We start from the raw sequence: 25,111 nt of genomic DNA, 5'->3' as shown, positions 1-25,111 counted from the left end.
CCGTGGCCAACCGCATCCACCCGACCGCCGTCATCGGCGAAGGCGTCGAGCTCGGCGAGGACAACGTCATCGGGCCGTTCGCGGTGATCGCCGGACCGGCTCGCATCGGGGACGGCAACTGGATCGGCCCGCACGTGACGATCGGCACGCCCGGCGAGGACCGTAGCCGTCCGCATCCCGCTGCCTGGGAAGAGGCGCCGACCGGTGACCCGGATCACGACGGGCACGGCGTCGTCATCGGCAGCCGCAACCGGATCCGCGAGTACGTGAGTGTCCACCAAGGGACCTGGCGGACAACGACCGTCGGCAGCGACAGCTACTTCCTCCGCAACTCCCACATCGCGCACGACTGCCTGGTCGGCGACGGCGTCACGATCGCCTCGAACGCCGTCACCGGTGGCCACTGCCACATCTGGGACGGCGCGAACCTCGGCATGGGCGCGATCCTGCACCAGAAGGTCGTGATCGGGCCCGGCGCGATGATCGGGATGGGCTCGGCGGTGCGGCGCGAGATCGGCGCGTTCACCATCGCCGTCGGCAACCCGGCCCGCGTCACCGGCGTCAACGTGGTGGGCCTGTCCCGCCGCGGTCTCGACGAGGAGACGATCGAGGCCCTCGGGCCGTGGCTGAAGGGCAAGGAAGGTCTCCCGGACGTCACGCTGCCCGGCGACCTCTCTACCTTGGTAAAGGCGTGGGACGCTCGCCCGCGCGACGAGCACTAGGAGTCAACGCATGTCCGAAGTCGCCCCCAAGCTGCGCGAGGTTTTCGTCGAGGCGCTCGACCTCGACGGCGCCGTGGACGTCGAGAACCTGAAGTACCGCGACATCGAGGCGTGGGACTCGGTCGGCCACATGGCGCTGGTCGCGGCCATCGAGGACGAGTTCGACGTCGAGTTCGACACCGACCAGGTCATCGACATGTCGAGCTTCAAGGTCGCCGTGGACATGGTGACCGAGCTGCAGTCGAAGAATGACTGATTTGTCCGGTCGCGTCGCGCTTGTCACGGGCGGGACGCGGGGGATCGGCCTGGCCACCGCCCGCGCGCTCGTCGAGGCGGGCGCGACGGTCGTGCTCACCGGACGTGACGAGGCTCGCGCCAAGGAAGCGGCGGCCTCCGTGGGCGCCTCCGGGCTCGCGCTGGACGTCACCGACGCCAAGGCGGTGTCCTCGCTGGTCAGGGGTGTCGCCAAGGAGCACGGCAAGCTCGACATCGTCGTCGCGAACGCCGGGATCATGGAGGACGCGCTCCTCGGCATGATCAAGGAGGACCTGGTCGACACGACGCTGAGCACGAACGTGGCCGGCACGCTGCACACCGTCCAGGCCGCGGCCCGGGCGATGATGCGGAAGAAGTCCGGCGCGATCGTCGTGCTCGCCTCGATCGTCGGGGAGCACGGAAGCGCCGGTCAGACGGTGTACGCGGCGTCGAAGGCGGCGGTGGCGAACATCGCGCGGTCGGCGGCCAAGGAGCTCGGCCGGTCCGGCATCCGCGTCAACGCGGTCGCGCCGGGCGTCATCGAGACCGATCTCACGGCGGGCCTGAGCGAAGACGCGAAGGCCGAGAACGCCGGCAAGACGCCGCTCGGACGGCTGGGCCGGCCCGAAGAAGTGGCGAAGGCGATCCGGTTCCTGGTGAGCGACGAGGCGTCGTTCATCACCGGCCAGGTGCTGGGGATCGACGGAGGCTTGGTGCTGTGACGTTGCTGGGTGCGGGGGCTCGGCTGGTGGATGTGGCCGGGGGCCGCACGCTGGCGGGCGCGGAACTGTCGGCCGAGGTCGGCCGCGCGATGGAGAAGCTGGCGGCGCTGCCCACCGGCGTCGTGTTCGCGCGGATGTCGATCGACCTCGACAGCGTGCTGACCTACCTGGGCGCGTTCGAATCCCGGCGGGCGATCGCGCTGATCGACCCGGCTCTGGACGCCGACGTGCTGGCCGGGCTGGTCTCGCGCTTCCGCCCCGCGGCTGTGCTCTCGGCTTCGGGTGACGCGCCATCCGGTTACTCCGTGCGCGGCGCCGACTGGGTCCGCGACTCGGCCGACGGCGTCATCCCGCACCCCGACCTGGCCGTCCTGCTGCCGACCAGCGGCTCGACCGGCAACCCCAAGCTCGTCCGGCTCTCGCGGCAGGCGATCCTGGCCAACGCCGACGCCATCGCGCAGGTGCTGCACATCGACGCCGACGAGGTCGCACCCACTTGCCTGCCGCTGCACTACAGCTACGGCCTGTCGGTGCTGAACTCGCACCTGGTGCGGGACGCGACCGTCGTGATCGAGCCGTCCGGCGTGCTCGGCCGCGGCTTCTGGGACGCGGTGAACACCTACGGCGTCACTTCGCTTTCGGGTGTCCCGTACCACTACGAAATGCTGCGGCGGCTCAAGTTCGACCCCGCGAAGTACCCGACGCTGCGCACGTTGACGCAGGCCGGCGGGAAGCTGCGCGACGACCTGGTCGCCGAGTTCAACGAGAAGATGCTGGCCGTCGGCGGCCGGATGTACGTCATGTACGGCCAGACCGAGGCGGCGCCGCGGATGACGACGGTGCCCGCCGAAAAACTGGCCGAAAAGCTCGGTTCCGCCGGGCCGGCGCTGCCGGGCGGGAAGTTCGCCGTCCGTCGCGACGACGGTTCGGAGACCACGCACCCGAAAATTGTCGGTGAGGTCGTCTACCGTGGGCCCAACGTGATGATGGGCTATGCGGACGACGAGTCCGGACTGGCCAAGGGCGACGAATACGGCGGCGTGCTGGCCACCGGTGACCTCGGGTACCTCGACGAAGAGGGCTACCTGTTCATCACCGGGCGGCTCAAGCGCATCGGCAAAGTCTTCGGCAACCGCGTCAGCCTCGACGATCTCGAGCAGGCCGTCCGCACGGCGGCGGTCGGGATCGACGTGGTGGCCGCGGTCGCGGCCGGCGACAAGGTCGTGCTGTTCGCCGAAGGAGCGGACAAAGACATCTGCAAGGACGCGTCCCGGGCGCTGTCCGAGCGGCTGCACCTGCACGCCAGCGGGTTCGACGTCCGCCCGATCGACACCGTGCCGCTGCTGGCCAGCGGCAAGATCGACTACCGGACTTTGGAGGGGCAGGTATGAGTGTGTTCACGCGGTCGCAGGCCGACCGGGAAGCCTTGCTGCTGCCCGAGCTGGCTTCGCTCACCGCTCACCACCGGGCGAATTCCGAAGGCTACGAACGGATTCTGTCGTCGCTGGGGATCGAGCCTTCCGCGTCGTTCGGCTCGATCGCCGACCTGCCGTGGCTGCCGGTGCGGATGTTCAAGACGCACGACCTCAAGTCCGTCCCGGACAGCGAGGTCTTCAAGACGCTGACGTCGTCGGGCACCACCGGCGCCGGCGCGTCCCGGATCTACCTCGACAAGGAGGCGGCGGGCGCGCAGACCAAGCAGCTGGGCGCGACCCTGCAGGAGGTCCTCGGCGGCGAGCGGCTGCCGATGCTGATGGTCGACACGATCGGCATCATCAAGAACCGCCGGTCGTTCTCCGCCCGCGGCGCGGGTGTGCTGGGCATGGCGAACTTCGGCCGCAAGCACACGTACGTGCTCGACGAAAACGACCAGCCGGACGTCGAAGCGGTCAAGAAGTTCCTCGCCGAGTACGGCGACAAGCCCTTCCTGATCTTCGGCTTCACGTTCATGGTGTGGCTGTACCTGTACGAGGTCGCGCGCGACCACGGGCTCGACCTGTCGAACGGGATTCTCATCCACAGCGGTGGCTGGAAGAAGCTGATCGACCGCGCGGTCGACAACACCGAGTTCCGGCGGCGCTTCAAAGAGGACACCGGGCTCACCCGGGTCCACAACTACTACGGGATGATCGAGCAGATCGGCACGGTGTTCCTCGAGGGCCCGTCCGGCAACTCGCTGTACTGCCCGGACTTCGCCGACGTCGTCATCCGGAACCCGGAGACGTGGGAAGAGCAGCCGGTCGGGGAGCCGGGCGTGATCGAGGTCGTCTCGACGCTGCCGCGGTCCTACCCGGGGCACGTGCTGCTGACCGAAGACCTGGGCGTCTACAACGGCATCGACGACGGCGACTGGCCGGGCAAGCACTTCTCCGTGCTCGGGCGGCTGCCGAAGGCGGAGGCCCGCGGGTGCTCCGACACGTTCTCGGGAGCGGCGGCGTGACCTCTCTGACTCAGCGTTTCCCCTTGGGGGATTCGGTTCCGGTCGCTTCCCTGGTCGAGGAGCTGCGCGCCGAGCCACCGGGCGGCCGGCTGCGCGTGGGCGACCCGCGCGTCGTCGAGTTCGTCACGAAGTTCGCCCGCAAGCTGCTGGCCCCGGCCACCGCGCGCCGGTTCCCGGAGCTGGCGTCGCTCGGCTTCTTCCTGCGCAAGGGCGAAATCGCCAAGGCGCTGTCCACTCTGGACGCTTCGGGCAATGCGCTGCGGTTCCCGCGCGGGCTGGTGTTCCACGTGCCGCCGGCGAACGTCGACACGATCTTCGTCTACTCGTGGGCGCTGTCCGCGCTGGCCGGCAACCACAACGTCGTGCGGGTCTCGTCGCGCTCGGCCGGGGCCGCCGAGGCGGTGCTGGAGGCGCTGAACGCGGCACTGTCCGAAGTGGACTCCTCGGTGGCGGACGCCATCCGGGCGACCCAGCGCATGGTGACGTACGACCGCAGCGACGAGGTGAGCGGCGCCCTGTCGCTGGCCGCCGACCTGCGCGTCATCTGGGGCGGCGACGGCTCGGTCGCCGCGCTGCGGAAGTACCCGCTCGCGCCGCACGCGCGTGACCTGACGTTCCCGGACCGCTCGTCCTTCGCCGTCGCCTCGGTGGCGGGCTGGCAGCGCGCGTCCGCGGAAGAGCGTCGCGCGGCCGCCGAGGGCTTCTACAACGACTCGTACTGGTTCGACCAGGCCGCCTGCTCGTCCCCGCGCGCGGTGTTCTGGGTCGGCGACGAGGCCGGTGCGCAAGCCGCGGGCCAGGAATTCCGGACGCTGCTGGCCGCGGTGCTGGAGACGAAGCAGCACGTCACCGAGCCCGCGATGGCGGTCCAGAAGCGCGTCTCGGCGTACGGCGCGGCGGTCGACGGCCTGGTCAAGGAGATCGAGTTCCAGGGCAACGGCCTGGCGACGCTGGAGCTGGCCGACCCGGCGGTGCTGCCGCGCGAGTGGCTCGGCGCCGGCACGTTCGCGAACGCGCGGGTGTCCTCTTTGTCCGATCTGGTGCCGATCGTCCTCCGCAAGGACCAGACGGTCAGCCAGTTCGGCTTCACGGCCGAGGAGCTGACGGCGTTCGCGCACGAGCTCGCGGGCCGCGGCGTCGACCGGATCGTGCCCTTCGGCTCCGCCCTGACCTTCTCCGCGGTGTGGGACGGCTACGATCTGCTCTCCGAGTTCAGCCGCCTGGTCACGGTCCAGGCCTGAGGAGAGCCGTCGATGACGACAGTTGAGGACCTGCCGGCTGCGGGAAAGCAGCCGAAGTCCACCAGGGCGAAGATCCTCGACGTCGTCCGCTGGGTGGCGATCCTGCTGGTCCTCGGCTTCGCGGCGAAGCAGCTGGCGGCCAACTGGGGCGAGTTCTGGCACACCCTGCGGGACGTCGCCTGGGAGTCGTCCCTGCTGAGCCTGGTCGCCCTGGTCGCGGCGATCCTGGTGTCGACCTGGGGCTGGCAGGTGATGGTCGACGACCTCGGCGCGCCCATCGGCTACGCCCGCGGCGCCCAGATCTGCCTGGTCGGCTCGCTCGGCAAGTACGTGCCGGGCTCGGTCTGGGCGTACCTGCTGCAGATGGAGCTGGGCCGCAAGGCGGGCCTCGCCCGCGCCCGCATCTTCACCGGCTCCCTGATCCAGCTCGGCGTGGGCGTGGTGTCGGCGCTGGTGGTGTCGCTGCTGGCGGCGCCGGCGGTGTTCAGCAACAGCCCGCGGGCGCTGTGGCTGTTCGTGCTCATCCCGCTCGGCCTGGCGATGTTGCACCCGAAGATCCTCACCTGGGGCACCTCGCTCGTCCTGCGGATCCTCCGCCGCCCGCCGCTGGCCCACCCACTGGGCTGGGCGGTGATCGGCAAGGTCTTCGGCGCCTCGACGGCGGCCTGGTGCCTGCAGGGCGTCCACCTGTGGCTGCTGGCCAACTCGGTGGGCACCCCGGGCCTCGGCGGCTTCGTGCTGTGCGTGGGCGCGATGGCCGTGGCGATGACGGTGGGCACGTTCGCGTTCATCCTCCCCAGCGGCGTCGGTGTCCGCGAGGTGGCCCAGGTCGCGGTCCTGACGGCCAGCGGCCTCACGGTCGGCCAGGCCACGGCGTTCGCGGTGGCCTCCCGGGTGATGTTCACGGTGGCCGACCTCCTGACGGCCGGCTTCGCGGCGGTCGCCGCCCGCTCGGCCCGCCCGGTGGTCACCGCCTGAGCCGGTTGTCCACCGGTTGTCCACAGCCCTTACGCACATGTGGACAACCCTCGGCTCAGGGCGTCAGCCGGTAGATCACCGCGTCCGGGTTGCGGTAGACCTCCGTCAGGAACGGCTCGCCCGCCAAACCGGCCAGCCCCGACTGATAGGGCTTGCCCGGTTCGGTCGACGGCTTTCCCAGAATCACCCAATGAATGTTCAACCGCCGGACCGCCGCCCGCACCGCCGGGTCCGTCGAATAGTTTCGAAAGCGATCCGCCAGCAACACCGCGTCCCGCGGCGGTGAAGTTTCGTCGAAATGCGCGGCGACCGTTCGAATTCCCGTCAAGGCGTAAGTCCACGCGGTTCCGTCGAACCGGTCGTTCATCGCCCACTCGCCCGGCGCGGCCAGCGAGCCGAGGCGCTCCATCGCGGTCTGCTCGCCGGGTGTCACCCGCAAAGCGGACGGGTCCGCCGCCTGGTAGCCCTGGTACACCCAGGCCCCGTTGGACCGGACGTACAGCCCGTTCGAAAGCAGCACGAACCCGCCCAGCACCACCGCCGCGAGAGCCACCGGCGGCACCCGGGACGGCAGCCGGTCACGCAGCCACGCCTGTGTCGAGGCCAGGCCGTGGGCCGCCAGCACCGACAGCGGGACCGCCGCCATCGAGAAGAACCGGTACGGGTCGTCCCACCACGGCCGGGACAGCGCCATCACGATCGGCGTGTTCGACGACGCCACCGCCACGTAGGCCAGGCCCGTGACCAACGCCGTCAGGCCGATCCAGCGCAGCTCGCCGGCCCGCGCGAAGAACACGATCCCCAGGAACAACGCCACCGACAGCCACACCTGCGGGTGCGGCTCGAAGTGCTGGAACCCCAGCAGGGCACCCAACGCCGTCGACGCGCGGTACTCGCTCGGCCAGCCGTAGTACGGCAGCGAGCCCGTTGCCAGCCCCAGCGCGCCGAACAGCTGCAGCCACGCCACCAGCAGCGACACCGCCGCGATCGGCAGCAGCGCCAGCAGATCGCGGCCGAGCCGGCGCCACCCCGCGAGCCGGCGCTGGACCAGCAGGGGCCCGGCGAACAGGATCCCGCCGAACAACGTCGACGAGTGGATGCACAGCAACCCCACCGCGGCCAGCACCAGGACCAGCGCGGTGTCCGGCGCGGACCGCTCCAGGTACCGCCGCAGCGCCACCGCGGCCGGCGGCGTCAGCGCCACGCCCAGCGCGAACGGCAGCAGCGGCCCGCGGCCCATCGACTCGTAGACCCCCGTCACCGCCGCCACGGCCGTCAGCGCCACCGCGCCCGCCAGCACCGCCCGGCCGCGGAACTCCCGCACCAGCGTCACCAGCGACAACGCCAGCAGCCCCGGCAGCAGCAGGGTGTTCGCGTCCAGTGTCTCGGGGATCGACGCGCCGCCGAGCCGGTACGTCACCGACGCCAGCAGGTGGTAGGCGTTGGGGTAGAACACCGGCGCCGCGTCGCCGTACCAGTTCACGTGGCCCGTGCCGAACAGGCTGCCGTCGCCGGTGTCGGCGATGTAGCGGACGGCGTTGCCGTGGTAGACCGCGTCGAACCCCTGGGGCAACGCGCCGATGCGGCCCAGCCCGAGCAGCGTCGCCCAGCCGCCGATCAGCGCCGCCGCGAGGAGGCAGGCCAGTACGGCGAGATTCCCGCGTCTCGCCCACAGTGCCGGTTCGGGCTCGGGTGACCGTCGGCGCACCGTGAACCTCCGGACACCGAAGGCGGTCGCGGCGAACACGACGGTCGCGGCGGCGTAGATCAGCGGCGTGAACGGCAGCCCGGCCGCCGCGGCCCACGGGCCGGTCAGCCCGCCGGCGGCGTAGCTCAGCAACGGCGCCATCCCGGCCAGGACCCAGCCGCGCAAACCCGCGGCGGCACCGATGGCGAGGCCGGGCGCGGCGATGACGACAATGGCGATGCTGGCGGAGAGCACGCTGGAGACTAAGCCGGAAATGACCGGTGCGACGCGGCGGGCCGGTACCCCGATCGGCGTTTTTTCAAGACGTCACTTCAACCCGCAGCGGCAACACCCGATCGGGTTATTCTGGCAGGTGAATTTCCCTGCTTGACTGTCGCCGGCGAAGTGATCAACCCCCATTAGGGCCGAGTGGCCGGTCCACGGGAAACGCCTCGCCGCCGACGATCGATAACCTGCCCGAGAAGCCGGCCGAGTGGGCGCGGCGAAGAGCTGGAGGGGGCCGGGTGGTCTACGCGGTCGTGGTGGCGTGGCTGGTCGTCGCCGCGGTCGTGGTGCTGACCTGGCACAGCCTCGACGCCGACCGCGGCCGGCGCGCCTTCGTCCTCATCCTGACGCTCGGCCTTTCGCTGCTGCACCAGCTGCTGTTCGCGACCGTCACCGAGGACGCGCTCGTCACCTTCCGCTACGCGCAGAACATCGCCGACGGCAACGGCCCGGTCTTCAACCCCGGCGAACGCGTCGAGGGGTACACGAACTTCCTCTGGCTGGTGCTGATCGCCCTGCCGCGCGCCGCGTTCGGCGCCGACATCCGCACCACGGCCGTCGTCTTGAGCGTCCTCGCCGCGCTGGCCTGCGTGCTCCTGTCCTGCTTCCTGGTCAACCGGATCGTCGCCGCGGCCAGGCCGGAGGGCGCCGAGCCGCGGCCCGCGATCGGGGTGGCCGCCGCGGTGCTCACCGCGAGCGCCGGCGGCCTCGCCGTCTACGGGGCGTCGGGTTCCGAGGTCCCGCTGTTCGTGCTGCTCGTGCTGGCTGTCGGTTACGCGCTCGCCGCGCGCCGCCCGGTGGTCGCCGGGGTGCTCGTCGCCTTCGCCGTGATGACCAGCCCGGAAGGCCTGGTGGTCGCCGTGCTGGCCGGTCTGTGGCTGGTCGGCGCCGCGGTCAAGGAGAAGCACAGCTGGTGGGCCCCGGTCGCGTACGCGCTGGGCGCGCTCGTCTTCCTCGTCCCGCGGCTGGCCTGGCGCGCGACGTTCTACCAGCACTTCCTCCCCGCCCCGCTGGCCGCGAAGCTCGGCGGGCCGCTCGGCGGGCACCTCGCCGACGGCTGGCCGTACCTGTCCGGGTTCGCGCTGGCGCACCAGGGTTTCCTGCTGCTCGGCCTGGTCGCCGCGGTCGCGCTGCTGCTGCGCCGCCCCACGGCCCGCTTGGCAGAGGCCCCGGATGTGACAGCCGCGGCTCGGGGGTTGGGGGTGGCCGAGCCGCCGGTTGGCACAGCCCGCCTCGCGGGCGCTCGGGGCGAGACCCCCGGCACAACCCGCCTTTCGGGGCAGGGCGAAACCTCGGTCGGCACAGCCATCGAAGCCAGGGCCCTGCTCTGGCTGCTGTTCGCGATCGCCGCCGGGCTGGCCGCGGCCGCGGTGCTCGTCGGCGGCGACTCGGGCCCGTCGTGGCGGCTGCTGGCCCCGGTCCCGCCGCTGCTGGCCGTCGCCGCCGTTGGGGTCTACGGCGTGCTGACCGCGGGTGTCGTCGACAAACCGTCGCCGACGCCGAAGCCGGTCGCGCCGCGGCTGGTTCCGGTGGCCGCCTGCGGGCTGGCCGGCATCGCGGTCTTCGTGTCGGTGTTCAGCCCGGAAATGCTCGACCGCGTGCGCAACTGGCACGCGCACGGCACCGAGCTCGCCGAGATCGGCGGCTGGCTGGGCGACTACCTGCCGCCCGGGTCGGTGGTCAGCGGGGCCGCGCCCGGCGCGCTCGCCGCCCACGGTGGCCAGCTGCTCATCATCGACGTCCTCGGCCGCACCGACGACCACATCGCCCGCGAGGGACGGCACGTCGACGGCGTCGCGATCGACTACGACTACGTGGTCAACGGCCGCCGCCCGACCCTCGCCGTGCCCGCCGACGGTGGCTACGACGACCGCCAGCACTGCGCGATCGACCCGGTCTACGCGGGCAAGTACGAGGTCGCGACCTTCCGCCGCGTCGGCACGCCGTACTGGGTCTCGGTGTACCCGCGGGCGGAACAGGCGAAGTCCCTGGTCGCCGACCTCGACAAGGGCCCGGACTTCCGCTACGTACCCTGTCCTTCGTGAAGCTCGAGGCCCCGGACCGGCAGCTGGGCGCCGAAGCGCGGCTCGGGCTCGGGGTGTTCGGGACGTCGCTCGCGCTGTTCGTGGTGCGGTTCCTGGTGCCGCGCCCGATCGCGATGTCCAACAACGGCGACGGCGGCCGCGTGCTGTGCGGTGCCGGGATCACCTGGAAGGGCCTGCCCGAGCCGTTCGTCCACCTCGCCTACACCCCCGCGCCGGGCGCGCCGCCGTGCCGGCCGACGTACCTGCTCACGCAGAGCTGGCTTGCCGAGCTGGCCGTCCGGATCGGCCGGCTGATCGGCCTCCACGGCACGCTGAGCCTCGTCATCCTGGGCCTGCTCAGCAGCCTCATCGCCGCGGCCGCGGTCACCGCGATCGTGCTCGGCCTGCCGCACCCGCGCCGGACTCGGCTGTTCGTGACGGCCGGGCTCCTGCTGGTCGTCGCGGACTCGGCGTTCTTCGGCTACTTCGCCGCGATCCTCGGCGAAGGCGCGGCCTTCCTCGGCCTGCTGCTCGCCGCCGGCGGCCTGCTGCTGACCGCGCGCGAGGGCTGGTGGAGCTACGCGGGCATGGCCGTGACGTTCGCGGGTGGCGTCCTGGCGGTCAACGCCAAGGTCCAGACGCTGACCGTGCTGCCGATCCTCGCGCTGGCGATCCTGCTGGTCCGGCCGGGTGGGCTGCGCGGGGCCAAGCGGTGGGCGCCGGCGGTGCTGGTCATCGGCGCGATCGGTGCTGTCACGCTCGCCGCGCAGCAGAGCGTCGAGCCGGCGCGAGCGCCCGACGGCACGTACACCGAGTTCCCGGGCGACGACTCGCGCGAGATCAACGTCTTCAACTCGATCTTCCTGAACATCGTCGACGGGAAGCACGACACCCGGGCCGACCTGGCCGCGCTCGGGCTGCCGGCGTCGTTCGCGCAGTACGCGGGCAACGGCTGGTGGCACCCGCACCCGGCGACGATGGATCCGCTGTACCCGCGGTACCGCGACCAGATCAGCCGCCGGAACGTCGTGACGTACTTCGCGATCCACCCCGGCCGGACCCTCGAAGTGCTCGACCGGGCCGCCACCGACCAGCTCACCGCGCGCCCGGACTACCTCGGCAGCTTCGACCAGGAAGCCGGGTTCCCGCCGCACGCGCAGGAGTACCGGGTGCCGGTGGTGTCGTGGCTGACCGGCCTGATCGCCCCGCTCGGGCTGTTCGCCCTGGTGCCGATCTGGCTGCTCGCGGCGGTCCGGGCCTGGTCGCACCGGCGCACCGCGCTCGGCGTCACGACGGCCTTTCTGCTCGCCGTCTCGGTGACGCAGTTCGGCACCGCGGCGCTCGGCGACGGCATCGAGGGCATCAAGCACCAGTCCGTCGCCCTGTTCGCGCTCCTGATCGCGCTCGTACTGTGTTCTTCCCCGCTGAACCGCGGCCGGCAACCTACGGTCGCGTAACCTTGCCGGATGGCCGACCTGGTTTACCCGCCCGTGATCGCGGCGGCCCGGACGATGTTCCGGGTACTCGACAACCGCATCCGGGTGGAGGGCGCGGAGCACATCCCGCGCCGCGGTGGCGCGGTCATCGCGTGCAACCACATCAGCTACCTGGACTTCATCTTCTGCGGGCTCGGCGCGCGCCCGGCCAAGCGGCTGACGCGGTTCATGGCGAAGAAGGAGATCTTCGACAATAAGATCGCCGGGCCGCTGATGCGCGGGATGCACCACATCTCCGTCGACCGGTCCGCCGGTCTGGCCTCCTACCGTGAGGCGCTCGAGAAGCTGCAGGGCGGCGAGGTCGTCGGTGTCTTCCCCGAGGCCACGATCAGCCGGTCGTTCACCGTCAAGGAGATCAAGTCGGGTGCGGTCCGGATGGCCGCGGCCGCCGAGGTCCCGGTCGTGCCGATGGCGCTGTGGGGCACCCAGCGGCTCTGGACGAAGGGCCGTCCGAAGGACCTGACCCGCCGCCACGTGCCGATCTCGATCCTCATCGGCGAGCCGATGCACCCGGCCAAGGGCGACGACTGGGACGTCGTCACGAAGGAGCTGCGCACCCGGATGAGCGCGCTGCTCGACCGCGCCCAGGCCGAGTACCCCGAGCAGCCCGCGTCCGACGAGGAACGCTGGTGGCTGCCCGCGCACCTGGGCGGCACGGCACCGACGCCGGCCGAAGCGGCCGAACTCGACCGCCGCTAGCCACTTTCGAAACTCGTGTTGCGTAAATCCGCGACAGCGGGCTAACCTATATACGAAACTTGAGTATCGGATATAGGGGATCCCATGGAAACCTCCCGCGGCCGGCCCCGCGACAGCGACGCGGACCGGCGCATCCTGGAAGCCGCCCGGCACGCACTGCTCACCGCCGGTTACGCCGGACTGGCCATCGACGAGGTGGCCCAGCGCGCCGGGGTGGCCAAGACCACGCTCTACCGGCGCTGGCCGACCAAGGACCACCTCGCCATCGCCGTGTACGCCGACATGCTCGACCGCGACGTGCCGGTCACCGACACCGGTGACGTGCGGGCCGACCTGAGCGCCTACCTCAAGCAGATCGCCGCCGCACTCGAAAGCGTGCGCCGCGCCGGGCGCCCGGCGCACGACACCGACCCGTCCGCCGGCATCGTCGCGGAACTCGTGGCGGCCGCGGCCCGGCACGCCGACGTCGGGCAGGTCATGCGCGGCCTGTACCAGCGGCGGATCCGGCTCGCCATCGAACTCGTCGAGCGTGCCACCGAGCGCGGCGAACTGCGGTCCGGCACCGACCCGGTGCTGCTGCTCGACCAGCTGGCCGGCGCCCTCTACTACCGCGTGCTCATCACCGGCGCGCCGGTGAGCGACAGCTACCTCGAACGTCTCGTCAGCGCCGCCCTCGACGGCGCCATGTCCACAAAGGAGCAGAGATGACCCGCACCGAGCACCTCACCCGGGAAAGCAAGAAGCCGAGACGCAAGCGTTTGCTCCTGGTGGTGACCCTGGTGCTGGCCACGCTCGCCGGGTACGCCGTCTGGAGCAACGCCGTGCCGTACACCCTCAGCGCCTCGATCGAGATCGACGCCACGCCGGACGAGGTGTGGCCGGTGCTGACCGACCTGGACGCCTACGACGAATGGAACCCCTTCATCGTCTCCTCCAGCGGCACCGTCGCGGCCGGCGCCACCCTGACCAACACCATGCGCGACGCCACCGGGGAAACCACGTTCACGCCCACCGTGGTGACCGTGACGCCCGGCCGTGAGCTGCGCTGGCTGGGCAAGCTCGGGCCGGGCGCGGTGTTCGACGGCGAGCACGCGTTCCTGATCGAGCAGGTGCGGCCCGGCCGGGTCCGGCTCACCCAGACCGAACGCTTCTCGGGTGTCCTGGTGCCGTTCTTCCGGGGACAGCTGAACGACAACACGCTGCCCCAGTTCCGCGCCATGAACGAGGCACTGGCCCAGCGGGTCAGCCGCTAGAACCAGCGCTCGAGGACCTGCGCCACACCGTCCTCGCCGGCCGGGCCGGTGACCTCGTCGGCCACCGCGAGCAGCCGCGGGTGCCCGTTCTGCATCGCGACGCCGTGGCCGGCCCAGCGGAGCATCTCGACGTCGTTGGGCATGTCGCCGAACGCGATGACCTGCCCGGGGTCGACGTCCAGCCGCTCGGCGACGTCGGCCAGGCCGGTCGCCTTGGTGATTCCGTGCGCGGACACCTCGACGAGCCCGCCCGACGACGAGTACGTCACGTCGACGTCCCGGTCGAACAGCGCGTTGACCGCCGCCGCCATCTCCTCGGACGACATGCCGCGGTGGCTGACCAGCAGCTTGATCGCCGGGTGGCCGAGGACCTCGGCGCGCGGCCCGGTGCGGCCCTCGCCGTCGCCCCACGGGTTGTGGTAGTCCGGCTCGATCACGAAGTTGCGCATGTCGTGGTCCGGCGCGCCGATGCCGACGCGCTCGGTGGCCAGCCGGCAGCCGGGCAGGGCCTTGTCGAGCGCGTGCGCGATGTCGTGCAGCAGCGTCGGCTGGAGCAGGCCGTGGACCTCGACGACCTCTTCGCGGGCGCAGTCGTACAGGACCGCGCCGTTCGCGCACACCGCGTAGCCGGTGAGCTCGAGCGGCTTCGCGATCGGGGCGATCCACCGCGGCGGCCGCCCGCTGGCCAGCACGAACGGCACGCCCGCCTCGATCGCCCGGCGGACGGCGCCGATCGTGCGGCCGGTCAGGGATTCGGAGGGGCCGAGCAGGGTGCCGTCGACGTCGGACGCGATCAACTGGGGTCTCTCCACCCCGCCATTGTCCCTGACTCGTTCGGGGGAAGGCTTCCCCGTCCGTGCGACGGCCGGTGGTAACCGATAGCGTCCGGATTCGTGCGAGCAGGCATCGTCATTCTTCCGGAAGATCGTTGGTGGGCCGCCGAGCCGAAGTGGCGCGCCGCCGAGGAGTACGGCTTCGACCACGCGTGGACGTACGACCACCTGGGCTGGAGAAACCTGGTCGACGGACCGTGGTTCTCCGCGGTCCCGACCCTGACCGCGGCGGCGATGGTGACGTCCCGCATCCGGCTGGGCACGTTCGTGGCGTCCCCGGTCGCCCGGCACCCCGTGCCGTTCATGCGTGAGCTGAACACCCTCGACGACGTTTCGGACGGCCGGTTCGTCCTCGGCGTCGGCGCGGGCGTCGACCACACCCGCTACGACGGCGCGGTGCTCGACGCCCCCGAGCTGACGCCCAAGCAGCGCGCCGACCGCTTCACCGAGTTCGTCGAGGCGCTCGACGGGCTGCTGATGACCGACAAGTTCGACTTCGAGGGCGAGTACTACCGGGCCCGGGAGGCCCGCAACCTGCCCGGCCCGGTCCAGCGGCCGCGGCTGCCGTTCGTCGTCGCGGCGAACGGCCCGCGCACGATGACGCTCGCCGCGCGCTTCGGCGCGGGCTGGGTCACCACGGGCAAGGGTGGGGAGACCGCCGACGAGTGGTGGGCCGGCATCAAGCAGCTCACCGAGCTCTTCGACCGGCGGCTGGACGCGGCGGGCCGCGACCGGCCGAGCATCCAGCGGTTCCTCAGCCTGGACGCGTCGCCGGTGTTTTCGCTGAGCAGCGTGGAGGCGTTCCGCGACGCCGTGGGCCGGGCGCGGGAGCTGGGCTTCACCGACGTCATCTCGCACTGGCCGCGGTCGTCGTCGCCGTACGAGGGCCGGGAAGCCGTCCTGGAACAGGTCGCGAGCGACGTCCTGCCGGAGTTGCGCTAGTCCGAACGAGTGACATCGGGGAATCGGGAAACCGATTGCCGCTCCCCGGGCGTCGATACATGCAGACGACCGGGATCACCCCGGGGGTGCGGGGGCCCTCGTGGCCGCGGAGGGGAGCCGTGGCCACGAGGGCGTTCTACTTCACGATCCGGTAGATGACCGCACCCGGGTTCCGGTACACGACCTGCAGGAAGTCGTGCCCGTCGAGGTGCTGCAGGCCCCGCGCGATGGGCGTGTCCCGGCGGATGGTCCCGCTGCCGATCAGCACGTAGTGGATGTTCAGCCGCCGCACGGCGGCCCGCACTTGCGCGTCGCTGTCGTAGTCGGCGAAGTGCTGGGCCAGGTAGAGCGCGTCCGGCGGGGCCACGCCGGCGTCGTAGTGGCCGGCGACCGGGTGCACGCCGGTCAGGGCGTACATCCAGGCCGTGCCGTCGAGCCGGTCGTTGAGCACCTTCTGGTCGGCGGGGATGCCGAGCGTGCCGAGGTGGTCCATCGCGTCGATCTCGTCGCGGCTGACCGGCGGGACCACCTCGCCGGGCAGGCCGTTGTAGTAGAGCAGCGACACGGTCTTGGCGTTGGCCGCGCGGTAGAACCCGCCGGTCAGCACGCCCATGGCCACGACCAGCAGCACCGCCGTCGCCAGCCCGACGCGGCCGGTCAGCCACGGCCGCGCGCGCACCCACGCGCGTCCGCTCGCGAGCTTCGCCAGCCACCGCTGGGCCTCGCTCATGCCGTGCGCGGCGAGCAGGCACAGCGGGATCGACGCGAGCGCCATCAGCCGGAACCGGTCGTTCCACCAGGGCCGCGACAGGCTGATGACCCAGCCTTCGCCGCCGAAGCAGGCGACGACCACGAACAACGCCGAAAGCCCGAGCGCCGAGAGCACCAGCCAGCGCATCCGCCGCAGCGCGACGAGCGTCAGCACGCCGATCGCCAGGAACACCGTCAGCCAGATCTGCGGGACCGGCAGCACCTGCTTGAACGTCGCCAGCATGGCCAGTGCCTTCCACACCGGCATGTGCGAGCCCCACGCGTAGTACGGGTACGAGCCCGACGTGAAGCCGATCGCGCCGAGGATCATCGGCGCGGCCAGCAGCCCGGCCACCACCATCACCGGCAGCATCCGCAGGACGTCGCCGCCGGCCACCCGCCAGGCGGGCCTGCCCTCGGGAACGCCGTCGACGCGGCGGCCGCGCAGCGCCCGGTACCAGCGCTGCACCACCAGCGGGAACGCGAACAGGATCGCCCCGAACAGCGCGCTCGAGTGCGCGGCGAGCAGACCGGCCGCGCTCAGCGCGAGCACCGCGCCGGTGTCCACGCCCGGCCGCGCGAGGAACCGCTGCAGCGCGACCACCGCCAGCGGCGTCAGCACGATGCCGAGCGCGAACGGCAGCAGCCCGCTCGACACCGACTCGTACGCCCCCGTCGTCGCGCCGCCCGCGACCAGCGCGGCGCTGCCCGCGAACACCGCGCGGCCGCCGAGCTGGCGGACCAGCGCGGCCATGGCCAGCGCGAACAGCCCGGCGATCGGCATGGTGATCGCGTTGAGCGTGACCGGGATCGACGTCCCGGACAGCTCGTAGACCAGGGCGCCGGCCAGGTGGTAGGCGTTCGGGTAGAAGGAGCCCTGCGGGTACCAGTTGATGGTGCCCATGCCGGTCAGCGAGCCGTCGCCGGTCTCGGCGATGTAGCGGATGCCGTTCGCGTGGAACACGGTGTCCCAGCGCTGGAACACCGCGGTCGTCCCGCCGCGGCCGGAGACGACCACGGCGATCGACACCGCGACGGCGATCGCGACGCAGGCCGCGACGGCCAGGTGCGCCCGGCGCGTCCACGGCGGCCCGGGCTCCTCGCCCGGGCGCAGCCAGCCGCGCGCGATGGCGAAGCGGCGGAGGCCGTAGAGCACGGCGGCGAGCAGCAGGGTGACCGCGGCGACGCTGAGCGAGCCGTACGGGATGTGCGCGATGGCCAGCCAGGGCCCGGCGAGGCCGGTCACGGCGTAGCTGAGCAGCGGCGCGAGGCCGGCCAGGGCCCAGCCGCGCAGGCCGGCGGCCCACCCGACGACCCCGCCGGGGACCGCCAGCACGGCCAGGTAGGTGGCCACCGCGCCGAAGTAGCTCCAGAAGTCCTCGGGTGCAGGCACTGCTTTCCAGGTGTGTCGTAGGCCGAAATGTGATAGTCGGGTGCGGGCCGGGTGACCGACCCCCGTACCCTCGACGCCCGTGAGCGCGCACACGAACCCCGCCAAGATTACTGAAGACGATTTCGCAGGTTACGACCTCGTCGTCGTCGGGTCCGGTTTCTTCGGCCTGACCGTCGCCGAACGGGCCGCGGCCGAGCTGGGCAAGAAGGTCCTCGTCCTCGAGCGACGCAGCCACCTCGGCGGCAACGCGTACTCGGAGCCCGACCCGGAGACGGGCATCGAGGTGCACAAGTACGGGGCGCACCTGTTCCACACCTCGAACAAGCGCGTCTGGGAGTACGTCAACCGGTTCACCGAGTTCACGAACTACCAGCACCGCGTCTTCGCGCGGGTCAAGGACCAGGTCTACTCGTTCCCGATGAACCTGGCCCTGATCAACCAGTTCTTCGGCAAGTCGCACACCCCGGACGAAGCGCGCGAGCTGATCGCGAAGCAGGCGTCCGAGTTCGAGACCTCCGCCGCGCAGAACCTCGAGGAGAAGGCGATCTCGCTGATCGGCCGCCCGCTCTACGAGGCGTTCATCAAGGGCTACACGGCGAAGCAGTGGGAGAACGACCCCAAGAACCTGGGCGAGAACATCATCACGCGCCTGCCGGTCCGCTACAACTTCGACAACCGGTACTTCAACGACACCTACGAGGGCCTGCCCGTCAACGGGTACACCGCGTGGCTCGAGAAGATGGCCGAGCACGAGAACATCGAGATCCGGCTGAACGTCGACTACTTCGACGTCCGCGAGCACATCCCGGCGGGCACCCCGACCGTCTACACCGGGCCGCTGGACCGCTACTTCGGGTACTCGGCGGGCAAGTTCACCTGGCGCACCGTCGACTTCGAGTCCGAGGTCGCCCAGACCGGTGACTTCCAGGGCACGTCGGTCGTCAACTACAACGACCAGGAAGTCCCCTACACCCGGATCATCGAGTTCCGGCACTTCCACCCGGAGCGGGACTACCCCAAGGACAAGACGGTCATCTTCCGCGAGTACTCGCGCTTCGCGGGCGAGGACGACGAGCCGTACTACCCGATCAACACGCCGGAGAACCGCGAGAAACTCGAGGCCTACCGCGAACTGGCCAAGGCCGAGGCGCGCGAGAAGAACGTCCTGTTCGGCGGCCGGCTGGGCACGTACAAGTACCTCGACATGCACATGGCCATCGGCTCGGCGCTCTCGGCGTTCGACAACAAGATCGCCCCGCACCTGACCGACGGCGCGCCGCTCGACGGGTCCCTCGATGCTTGAGAAGGGGCAGCCCACCGGTGAGGTGGCGGTCCTGGCCAAGGCCCAGGGCTTTCTGAAGAGTGAAGCTTCGGTGAAGGCCGCGCGCGGCCTTTCCCACTTCGGCGAGCACAGTGCCGGGTGGTTCGCGCTCGGCCTGATCGGGGCCGCGGTCGACAAGAAGCGGCGCAAGGACTGGCTGGTCGCGTCGGCGGGTGTCGTCGGCGCGCACGCCGCCTCGATCGCGGTGAAACGCGTGGTCAGGCGGCCCCGACCGGACCACCCGAGCGTCGAGGTACTGGTCGGCACGCCGAGCAAGCTGAGCTTCCCGTCGTCGCACGCGACGTCCACTACGGCGGCGGCGGTGCTCTACTCCGGATTGACCGGGCGTAACCTGGTGCCCGCCCTGGTACCGCCGATGCTGGCCTCGAGGCTCGTGCTCGGCGTTCACTATCCGACAGACGTCTTGGCCGGTGCAGCTCTCGGGGGGCTCGTCGGTGGTCTGATTCGACGGAAGCTGAAGAAAAACGCATGAGCGAGACGACCGAGCAGCGCAACAGCGATGAAACTGCCGTGACTCCCGAGGCTGTCGAGCCGACTGCGTCACGTGGGCCGTTCGGCCTGGTGGGCGGCGTCATCAAGACGGCACGGCCCCGGCAGTGGGTGAAGAACGTCCTGGTCTTCGCGGCCCCGTTCTTCGCGTTCTCGAAGTCGACCGACCGCACCGGTCTCCTGATCGACGCGATCATCGCCTTCGTGGCCTTTTCGCTGGTGGCGAGCTCGGTCTACCTCATCAACGACGCCATCGACGTCGAGGCCGACCGCGCCCACCCGACCAAGCGCAACCGGCCGATCGCGGCCGGGATCGTGCCGGTCCCCGTCGCGTACGGGGCCGCGGTCGTGTTCTTCCTGGCCGGCCTCGGCGTGTCGTTCGCGGCGAGCTGGCAGCTCGCGGTCGTGCTGGGCGTCTACGAGGCCGTGCAGCTGGGCTACTGCTTCGGCTTGAAGCACCAGCCGGTGGTCGACCTGGCCATCGTCGGCTCGGGCTTCCTGATGCGCTCGATCGCCGGTGGTGTCGCGGGTGGCATCGCGCTTTCGCAGTGGTTCCTGCTGGTCACGGCGTTCGGCTCGCTGTTCATGGTGGCGGGCAAGCGCTACGCGGAGATCATGCTGTTCGAACGAACGGGCGCGAAGATCCGCTCGTCGCTGAAGAAGTACTCGGCGAGCTACCTGCGGTTCGTCTGGGCGACGTCGGCGGCGATCCTGATCATGTCGTACTGCCTGTGGGCGTTCGAGATCCGCCAGACCGAGCACAACTCGGTGTGGGCGGTCATCTCGATGGTCCCGTTCGTGGTGGCGGTGCTCCGCTACGCGGTCGACGTCGACGGCGGCAACGCGGGCGAGCCGGAGGAGATCGCGCTCAAGGACCGCATCCTGCAGGTGCTCGGCGGAACCTGGGTCATCACGCTGTTCCTGGCGTTCTACCTGTGACCCATTGCGGATCGACAGGTTCGCTACAGGTCACGCACAGCTGAGCGGCGCACCCTGAGGTGGTGGGGGCGGGCACTGCGCCCGTCCCCGTGACCACAGGAGCGACCATGAACGACCAGCCGCGCGAGGAGAAGGCCCCGACCGGGGCCGAGCAACCGACGGTCGAGCACCCCACAGCGGCCGATCACCCAACGGCGGTGCACGAGACCCCGGCCGCGGCCGCTTCCGGCCAGGGGGATGCCGCCACCGCGCCTGCCGCAGGCGCGACCGAGCCCGCGGACCCGAGCCCCGCTACCGCGCCTGCCGCAGGCGCGGCGCAGCCCGTGGAGCCGAGCCCCGCCGCCGCGCCTGCCGCAGGCGCGGCGCAGCCCGCGGAGCCGAGCCCGGCCGGCACCGCGCCCGCCGCAGGCGGGGCCGAGTCCGCCGCCCCCGGTGCCGCCCAAACCGCGGCCCACGGCCAGCAGCCGCCACCCACGCCCGGTCAGCCGTACGGCGCCTGGGCCCCGCCCCCGGCCGCCCCGCGACCATCCGGCGGCTTCCGGCGGTTCGTCGGCCACCGCGCCACCCAGCTCGTCGGCGTCGGCGTGCTCGGCATGCTGGTCGGCGGCGCCATCGTCGGCGGGATCGCCGCCGCCGCGAGCCACCACGGTCCCCGTGACGGCCGGCCCGGCATCCACCGCCAGTACAACGGCCCCGACCAGGGCTTCGACGGCCGCGGTCCCGGCTTCGGCGGCCGGGGCGACGCCGGCTCCGGCACCGGGTCCGGCGACGGCATCTGACCCCGGACTGTGGCCTCGGCCACCCATACCCCGCTCAGATCACAGAAGTATCACGAGCGGGGTACGGTGGCCGGGATGCGAAGCGCCTCCGCAGAACTCCCCAAAGCCGTCCGCGCGCTGCCGACGGCCATCCCCGTCGCCCGTTCGTGGGCCCTGCCGGTGGGCGCCGCGGCTGCCTCCGTGCTGGTGTTCGCCCTGGTCAGCGGCCATCTCATCGATGACACCTACATCACGCTGTCCTACGCGAAGAACCTCGCCTTCCACGGCCACTGGGGCCTGATCGAACAGGGGACGGCGAACACCGCGACGTCCCCGCTGAACGTCCTGGCCCTCGGTGCGGTGACGTTCGTCGTGCGCGACGCCGTGCTGGCCGCCGGCGTCGTGTTCGTCGTTGCGCAGGTGCTGCTCGTGCTGGGCCTGCGCCGCCTGGGCGAGCGCACCGGCCTGCCGGCGGCGTTCGCGCCGCTGACGTTCGCGTTGCTGCTGCTCAACCCGCTGCTGCTGTCCTCGATCGGCCTGGAGGTGGCGCTCGGCGCGACCGGCGTCGTGTGGACGCTGGTCTACGCGGGGGAGCGCCGCGCGGGCCGGCTGGGCGTGGTGATCGGGCTGCTCGCGCTCGTCCGGCTCGACCTGCTGCTGATCGCCGCGGTGCTGTTCGCCGCCCGCCGCGAGTTCTGGACCGGCATCTGGCGGACGGCCTTCGCGGCGCTCGCGGTGACGCTGCCCTGGTTCGGGTTCAGCTGGGTGGTGCTCGGCTCGGCGGTGCCGGACACGCTCGTCATCAAGATCAGCCAGCAGTCGTGGGGACCGTTCAGCTTCACCAACGGCCCGCTGCTGTACTGGCGCAACTTCCCGGCCGCGGCCGCGTTGTCGTTCCTGCCGCTGCTGCTCGCGGGCCTCGCCGGAACCGCCTGGATCATCCAGTACCGCCGCGGCTCCGAGACGGCCCGCCGCCTGACACCGTTCGCGGCGCTCGCCATCGCCGGCGCCCTGCACTACCTGGCCTACAGCCGGCTCGGCGTGCCGCCCTACCACTGGTACTACGCGCCGAGCATCATCGGCGCGACGATCTTCCTGGCCGCCTGCGCATCGGCGGTCCCGGAGCGCGTACGCCGCGCAACGTGGACGGCGGCCGGCGCGGCGCTCGTGGCGAGCGCGGTGGTGTACGCGCTCCCGGGCCTGCCCCGCCAGTTCGCCCCGATCACGAGCAACCACGCGTCGACGACGGAGTACCGCGAGATCGGCCACGAGCTGGCGGCCATCGCCCACGGCCGCAAGGTCGAGACGGCGGGCGAGGTCGGCGCACTGGCGTACGCGTGCGACTGCGAACTGGTCGACGAGTTCTCCGACCGCGGCGCGGTCGACCCGGCCATCACCGAGACGAAGCGCCGCAGCGGCGACCTCGGCCGGGCGCTGCTGGAGGCCAACTTCCACAACTTCGACCACAGCGTGGCCCCGATCAGCCCGGACCTGGTCCTGGCAACCACCCGCCGAGCCCCGCCGCCGGCCGCGCTGGCGAGCTGGCACATCGACTCACCCTGGGTGGGCAGCCAGAACCTCTACCTGGTACCCGCCCACGCCGTCGGCGGCTGAGCGCCGCGCGTCAGATCGGCAGCTTGCGGAAGATCGGCCGCGGCACGTGCCGCAGGACCGACATCACGAGCCGGAACTGCGCCGGCGCCCACACGAGGTCCTTGCCCGCGCGGGCCGCGCCGACCGCGGTCTCCGCGACCTGCTCGGCCGTCTGCGCCAGCGGAGCGTCCTTGAGCCCCTCGGTCATCTTCGTCTTGACGTGCCCGGGCCGAACGACCGTCACCTTCACGCCGTGCGGCGCCAAAGCCTCGCCGAGGCCGAGGTAGAACCCGTCGAAGCCGGCCTTCGTCGAGCCGTACACGAAGTTGGAGCGCCGGACCCGCTCGCCCGCCACCGACGACAGCGCGATCACCGTGCCGTGGCCCTGGGCCTTCAGCTTCTCCGACAGCGCCACCCCGACCGACACCGCGGCCGTGTAGTTCACCGTCGCCAGCTCGACGGCCTTCGCGTGGTCCTGCCAGACCTCTTCCGGGTCGCCGAGCAGGCCGAACGCCACGACCGCCACGTCGATGTCGCCGCCCTCGAACGCCTTCGCCAGCACGGCCGGGTGCGAGGCCGTGTCCGCGGCGTCGAAGTCCACTGTGGACACCTCGGCGCCGCGGTCCTTCAGGCGCTGCGCGGCCGCCTCCAGACGGGGCGACGGCCGGGCCGCGAGCACCACGCGCAGCGGCTTCTCGGCCAGGTACTTCTCGGCGATCGCCAGCGCGATGTCGGACGTGCCGCCGAGCAGGAGCAGGGACTGGGGGTTGCCCACCGCGTCGATCACAGTTCGAGCCTCCGGCTCATGTCAGAGGCGAAAACGCCTTCGGGGTCGATGGAAGCGCGCACCTTGCGCCACTCTTCGAGGCGCGGGTACATCTTCGCGAACGTCTCGGGCGAGGTGCGCGAGTCCTTCGCGGTGTACAGCCGCCCGCCCAGCTCCAGGACGTCTTCGTCGAGCTCCTGGCAGAACCGGCTCAGGCCGTCCTTGATCGGGAAGTCGACGCAGACCATCCAGCCGGGGTGCGGGAACGACAGCGGTGCCGCGTTGCCCTCGCCCATGCGCTTGAAGACGTTGAGGAAGGACACGTGCCCCGACTCGGCGATCTTCCGGACGATGTTCCGCAGCGGCTCGTGCGCGTTCAGCGGCGTCGAGAACTGGTACTGCAGGAAACCCTTCGAGCCGTAGGCCCGGTTCCACTCGCCGAACATGTCGAGCGGGTGGTAGAAGGCCGTCAGGTTCTGGATGACGCCGCGGGCGGCCTTCGGCGTCTTGCGGTAGTACAGCTCGCCGATGGCGCCGAAGGTCAGCTTGTTGGCCAGGCCGTTCGGGAAGACGTCCGGCAGCGTCGCCAGCTGCGGGGCGTCGAACTTGAGCGGGTTCGCGCGCAGCTTCGGCGGGAGTTCGTCCAGCTTGGCCAGCGAGCCGCGGCCGAAGGCGGCGCGGCCCAGCTTCGAGCCGGTGGAGATCGTGTCGAACCAGGCCGACGAGTACGTGTAGTTGTCGTCGGAACCGTTGCTGACCAGCTCGAGCGTCTCGTCGAGGTTGTTCGTGCGCTCGTTGTCCGCGAGGAAGTACGCGGTCTCGGTCTTCGTCATCCGGATCCTGGCCCGGACGATGATGCCGGTGAGGCCGATGCCGGCCACGGTCGCCCAGAACAGCTCGGCGTCCGGGCCCTCCGGCGTCAGCGTGCGGATCTGCCCGTCGGCGGTGACGAGGTCCATCGACACGACGTGGTTGCCGAAGCTGCCCGCGCTGTGGTGGTTCTTGCCGTGGATGTCGTTGGCGATCGCGCCGCCGATCGTCACCTGGCGCGTGCCCGGCAGCACCGGGACCCACAGGCCGTACGGCAGCGCCTCGCGCATCAGCTGGTCGAGGCTGACGCCGGCGTCGAGGTCGACGAGCGCGGTGTCGGGGTCGATCGAGTGGATCCGGTTGAGCGCCGTCATGTCGACGACGAGGCCGCCGGCGTTCTGCGCCGGGTCGCCGTAGGACCGGCCGAGGCCGCGGGCGATGACGCCGCGTTCACCGGCCTGGGCCACGGCGCGCGCGATGGTTTCGACGTCCGGCGTGCTCAGGACGTCGGCGGTGGTCGGTGCGGTCCGCGCCCAGCCCATGAGCGTGCGACGCTGTGTATTGGGTGCTTGGGTCACCCGACCAGGGTAGCCACGCCGAATACCGCCCGAGACGTGACCCTGAAGTGCTCATCTCTACACTTTGCGCATCAAGGCACAAGCGCCCGCGCGGGTGACCGTGACTCAGGTATCGA

The 25,111-nt window shown here is 71.2% G+C and carries 23 protein-coding genes; 18 read left to right on the top strand and 5 right to left on the bottom strand.

Annotated elements, in window-relative coordinates:
• Positions 1-2 precede the first annotated feature (2 nt).
• The 7 genes from I4Q55_RS00730 to I4Q55_RS00700 are packed head-to-tail and all read left to right on the top strand — an operon-like array spanning position 3 to position 6,358.
• Positions 3-722 (top strand): UDP-N-acetylglucosamine acyltransferase, encoded by a 720-nt coding sequence (locus I4Q55_RS00730; protein WP_206784048.1) that lies wholly within the window; start codon positions 3-5, stop codon positions 720-722.
• A 10-nt stretch (positions 723-732) separates the two neighbouring features.
• Positions 733-978 carry an acyl carrier protein gene (locus tag I4Q55_RS00725; protein ID WP_206784047.1) on the top strand — a complete coding sequence of 82 codons (246 nt, stop codon included), beginning with the start codon at positions 733-735 and terminating at the stop codon, positions 976-978.
• Complete coding sequence (locus I4Q55_RS00720; RefSeq protein ID WP_206784046.1) at positions 971-1,699, top strand: SDR family NAD(P)-dependent oxidoreductase; 729 nt, start codon at positions 971-973, stop codon at positions 1,697-1,699. Before I4Q55_RS00725 ends, I4Q55_RS00720 begins: the two co-directional genes overlap by 8 nt.
• Complete coding sequence (locus I4Q55_RS00715) at positions 1,696-3,090, top strand: AMP-binding protein (protein WP_206784045.1); 1,395 nt, start codon at positions 1,696-1,698, stop codon at positions 3,088-3,090. The genes I4Q55_RS00720 and I4Q55_RS00715 overlap by 4 nt, the downstream gene beginning before the upstream one ends.
• A complete protein-coding gene (locus I4Q55_RS00710) occupies positions 3,087-4,139 on the top strand; it encodes an acyl-protein synthetase (protein ID WP_206784044.1) in 1,053 nt (350 codons plus the stop codon). The genes I4Q55_RS00715 and I4Q55_RS00710 overlap by 4 nt, the downstream gene beginning before the upstream one ends.
• Positions 4,136-5,380 (top strand): acyl-CoA reductase, encoded by a 1,245-nt coding sequence (locus I4Q55_RS00705; RefSeq protein WP_206784043.1) that lies wholly within the window; start codon positions 4,136-4,138, stop codon positions 5,378-5,380. The genes I4Q55_RS00710 and I4Q55_RS00705 overlap by 4 nt, the downstream gene beginning before the upstream one ends.
• Positions 5,381-5,392: 12 nt before the next feature.
• Entirely contained in the window at positions 5,393-6,358 is a 966-nt protein-coding gene (locus I4Q55_RS00700; protein ID WP_206784042.1) for a lysylphosphatidylglycerol synthase transmembrane domain-containing protein, read from the top strand.
• 55 nt (positions 6,359-6,413) lie between these two features.
• On the opposite strand, the gene I4Q55_RS00695 is transcribed toward I4Q55_RS00700, so the two are convergent.
• Entirely contained in the window at positions 6,414-8,300 is a 1,887-nt protein-coding gene (locus I4Q55_RS00695; RefSeq protein WP_206784041.1) for a DUF6541 family protein, read from the bottom strand.
• A 269-nt stretch (positions 8,301-8,569) separates the two neighbouring features.
• Here I4Q55_RS00695 and I4Q55_RS00690 point away from each other — a divergent pair, with 269 nt between their 5' ends.
• The 5 genes from I4Q55_RS00690 (at position 8,570) to I4Q55_RS00670 (ending at position 13,802) form a co-directional block, all read left to right on the top strand.
• A complete protein-coding gene (locus I4Q55_RS00690; protein ID WP_206784040.1) occupies positions 8,570-10,375 on the top strand; it encodes a hypothetical protein in 1,806 nt (601 codons plus the stop codon).
• A complete protein-coding gene (locus I4Q55_RS00685) occupies positions 10,372-11,811 on the top strand; it encodes a hypothetical protein (protein ID WP_206784039.1) in 1,440 nt (479 codons plus the stop codon). Before I4Q55_RS00690 ends, I4Q55_RS00685 begins: the two co-directional genes overlap by 4 nt.
• Positions 11,812-11,820: 9 nt before the next feature.
• Positions 11,821-12,549, top strand: a complete 729-nt coding sequence (locus I4Q55_RS00680) for a 1-acyl-sn-glycerol-3-phosphate acyltransferase (protein WP_206784038.1) — start codon at positions 11,821-11,823, stop codon at positions 12,547-12,549.
• 84 nt (positions 12,550-12,633) lie between these two features.
• The gene (locus I4Q55_RS00675; protein WP_206784037.1) at positions 12,634-13,257 is read left to right on the top strand and encodes a TetR/AcrR family transcriptional regulator; all 624 of its coding nucleotides are present in this window, start codon (positions 12,634-12,636) and stop codon (positions 13,255-13,257) included.
• Positions 13,254-13,802, top strand: a complete 549-nt coding sequence (locus I4Q55_RS00670) for an SRPBCC domain-containing protein (protein WP_206784036.1) — start codon at positions 13,254-13,256, stop codon at positions 13,800-13,802. The genes I4Q55_RS00675 and I4Q55_RS00670 overlap by 4 nt, the downstream gene beginning before the upstream one ends.
• On the opposite strand, the gene I4Q55_RS00665 is transcribed toward I4Q55_RS00670, so the two are convergent.
• Positions 13,799-14,599, bottom strand: a complete 801-nt coding sequence (locus I4Q55_RS00665; protein WP_206784513.1) for an HAD family hydrolase — start codon at positions 14,597-14,599, stop codon at positions 13,799-13,801. The genes I4Q55_RS00670 and I4Q55_RS00665 overlap by 4 nt on opposite strands.
• Before the next feature lie 96 nt (positions 14,600-14,695).
• Here I4Q55_RS00665 and I4Q55_RS00660 point away from each other — a divergent pair, with 96 nt between their 5' ends.
• On the top strand, positions 14,696-15,577 hold the full coding sequence (locus I4Q55_RS00660; protein WP_206784035.1) for an LLM class flavin-dependent oxidoreductase: 882 nt from the start codon (positions 14,696-14,698) through the stop codon (positions 15,575-15,577).
• Between the two features lie 136 nt (positions 15,578-15,713).
• On the opposite strand, the gene I4Q55_RS00655 is transcribed toward I4Q55_RS00660, so the two are convergent.
• Positions 15,714-17,720, bottom strand: coding sequence for a DUF6541 family protein (locus tag I4Q55_RS00655; protein WP_206784034.1), 2,007 nt, complete (start codon positions 17,718-17,720; stop codon positions 15,714-15,716).
• Positions 17,721-17,799: 79 nt separating this feature from the next.
• Here I4Q55_RS00655 and glf point away from each other — a divergent pair, with 79 nt between their 5' ends.
• The 5 genes from glf to I4Q55_RS00630 all read left to right on the top strand — a co-directional run bounded on the left by glf (position 17,800) and on the right by I4Q55_RS00630 (position 22,862).
• Entirely contained in the window at positions 17,800-19,023 is a 1,224-nt protein-coding gene (gene glf / locus I4Q55_RS00650) for a UDP-galactopyranose mutase (protein WP_206784033.1), read from the top strand.
• Positions 19,016-19,534, top strand: a complete 519-nt coding sequence (locus tag I4Q55_RS00645; protein WP_206784032.1) for a phosphatase PAP2 family protein — start codon at positions 19,016-19,018, stop codon at positions 19,532-19,534. The genes glf and I4Q55_RS00645 overlap by 8 nt, the downstream gene beginning before the upstream one ends.
• A complete protein-coding gene (locus I4Q55_RS00640; protein ID WP_206784031.1) occupies positions 19,531-20,490 on the top strand; it encodes a decaprenyl-phosphate phosphoribosyltransferase in 960 nt (319 codons plus the stop codon). Before I4Q55_RS00645 ends, I4Q55_RS00640 begins: the two co-directional genes overlap by 4 nt.
• A gap of 107 nt (positions 20,491-20,597) precedes the next feature.
• Entirely contained in the window at positions 20,598-21,269 is a 672-nt protein-coding gene (locus I4Q55_RS00635; RefSeq protein WP_206784030.1) for a hypothetical protein, read from the top strand.
• A 75-nt stretch (positions 21,270-21,344) separates the two neighbouring features.
• Complete coding sequence (locus I4Q55_RS00630) at positions 21,345-22,862, top strand: hypothetical protein (RefSeq protein ID WP_206784029.1); 1,518 nt, start codon at positions 21,345-21,347, stop codon at positions 22,860-22,862.
• Between the two features lie 10 nt (positions 22,863-22,872).
• Here I4Q55_RS00630 and I4Q55_RS00625 read toward each other — a convergent pair whose 3' ends face one another.
• Positions 22,873-23,628, bottom strand: coding sequence for a decaprenylphospho-beta-D-erythro-pentofuranosid-2-ulose 2-reductase (locus tag I4Q55_RS00625; RefSeq protein ID WP_206784028.1), 756 nt, complete (start codon positions 23,626-23,628; stop codon positions 22,873-22,875).
• Positions 23,625-24,959: an FAD-binding oxidoreductase gene (locus I4Q55_RS00620; RefSeq protein WP_206784027.1), complete on the bottom strand. Its 1,335-nt coding sequence runs from the start codon at positions 24,957-24,959 to the stop codon at positions 23,625-23,627. The genes I4Q55_RS00625 and I4Q55_RS00620 overlap by 4 nt, the downstream gene beginning before the upstream one ends.
• Positions 24,960-25,111 lie beyond the last annotated feature (152 nt).

The sequence above is a fragment of the Amycolatopsis sp. MtRt-6 genome (assembly GCF_017308975.1).
GTDB lineage: Bacteria > Actinomycetota > Actinomycetes > Mycobacteriales > Pseudonocardiaceae > Amycolatopsis.
This window is presented reverse-complemented; position numbering and strand designations above follow the sequence as displayed.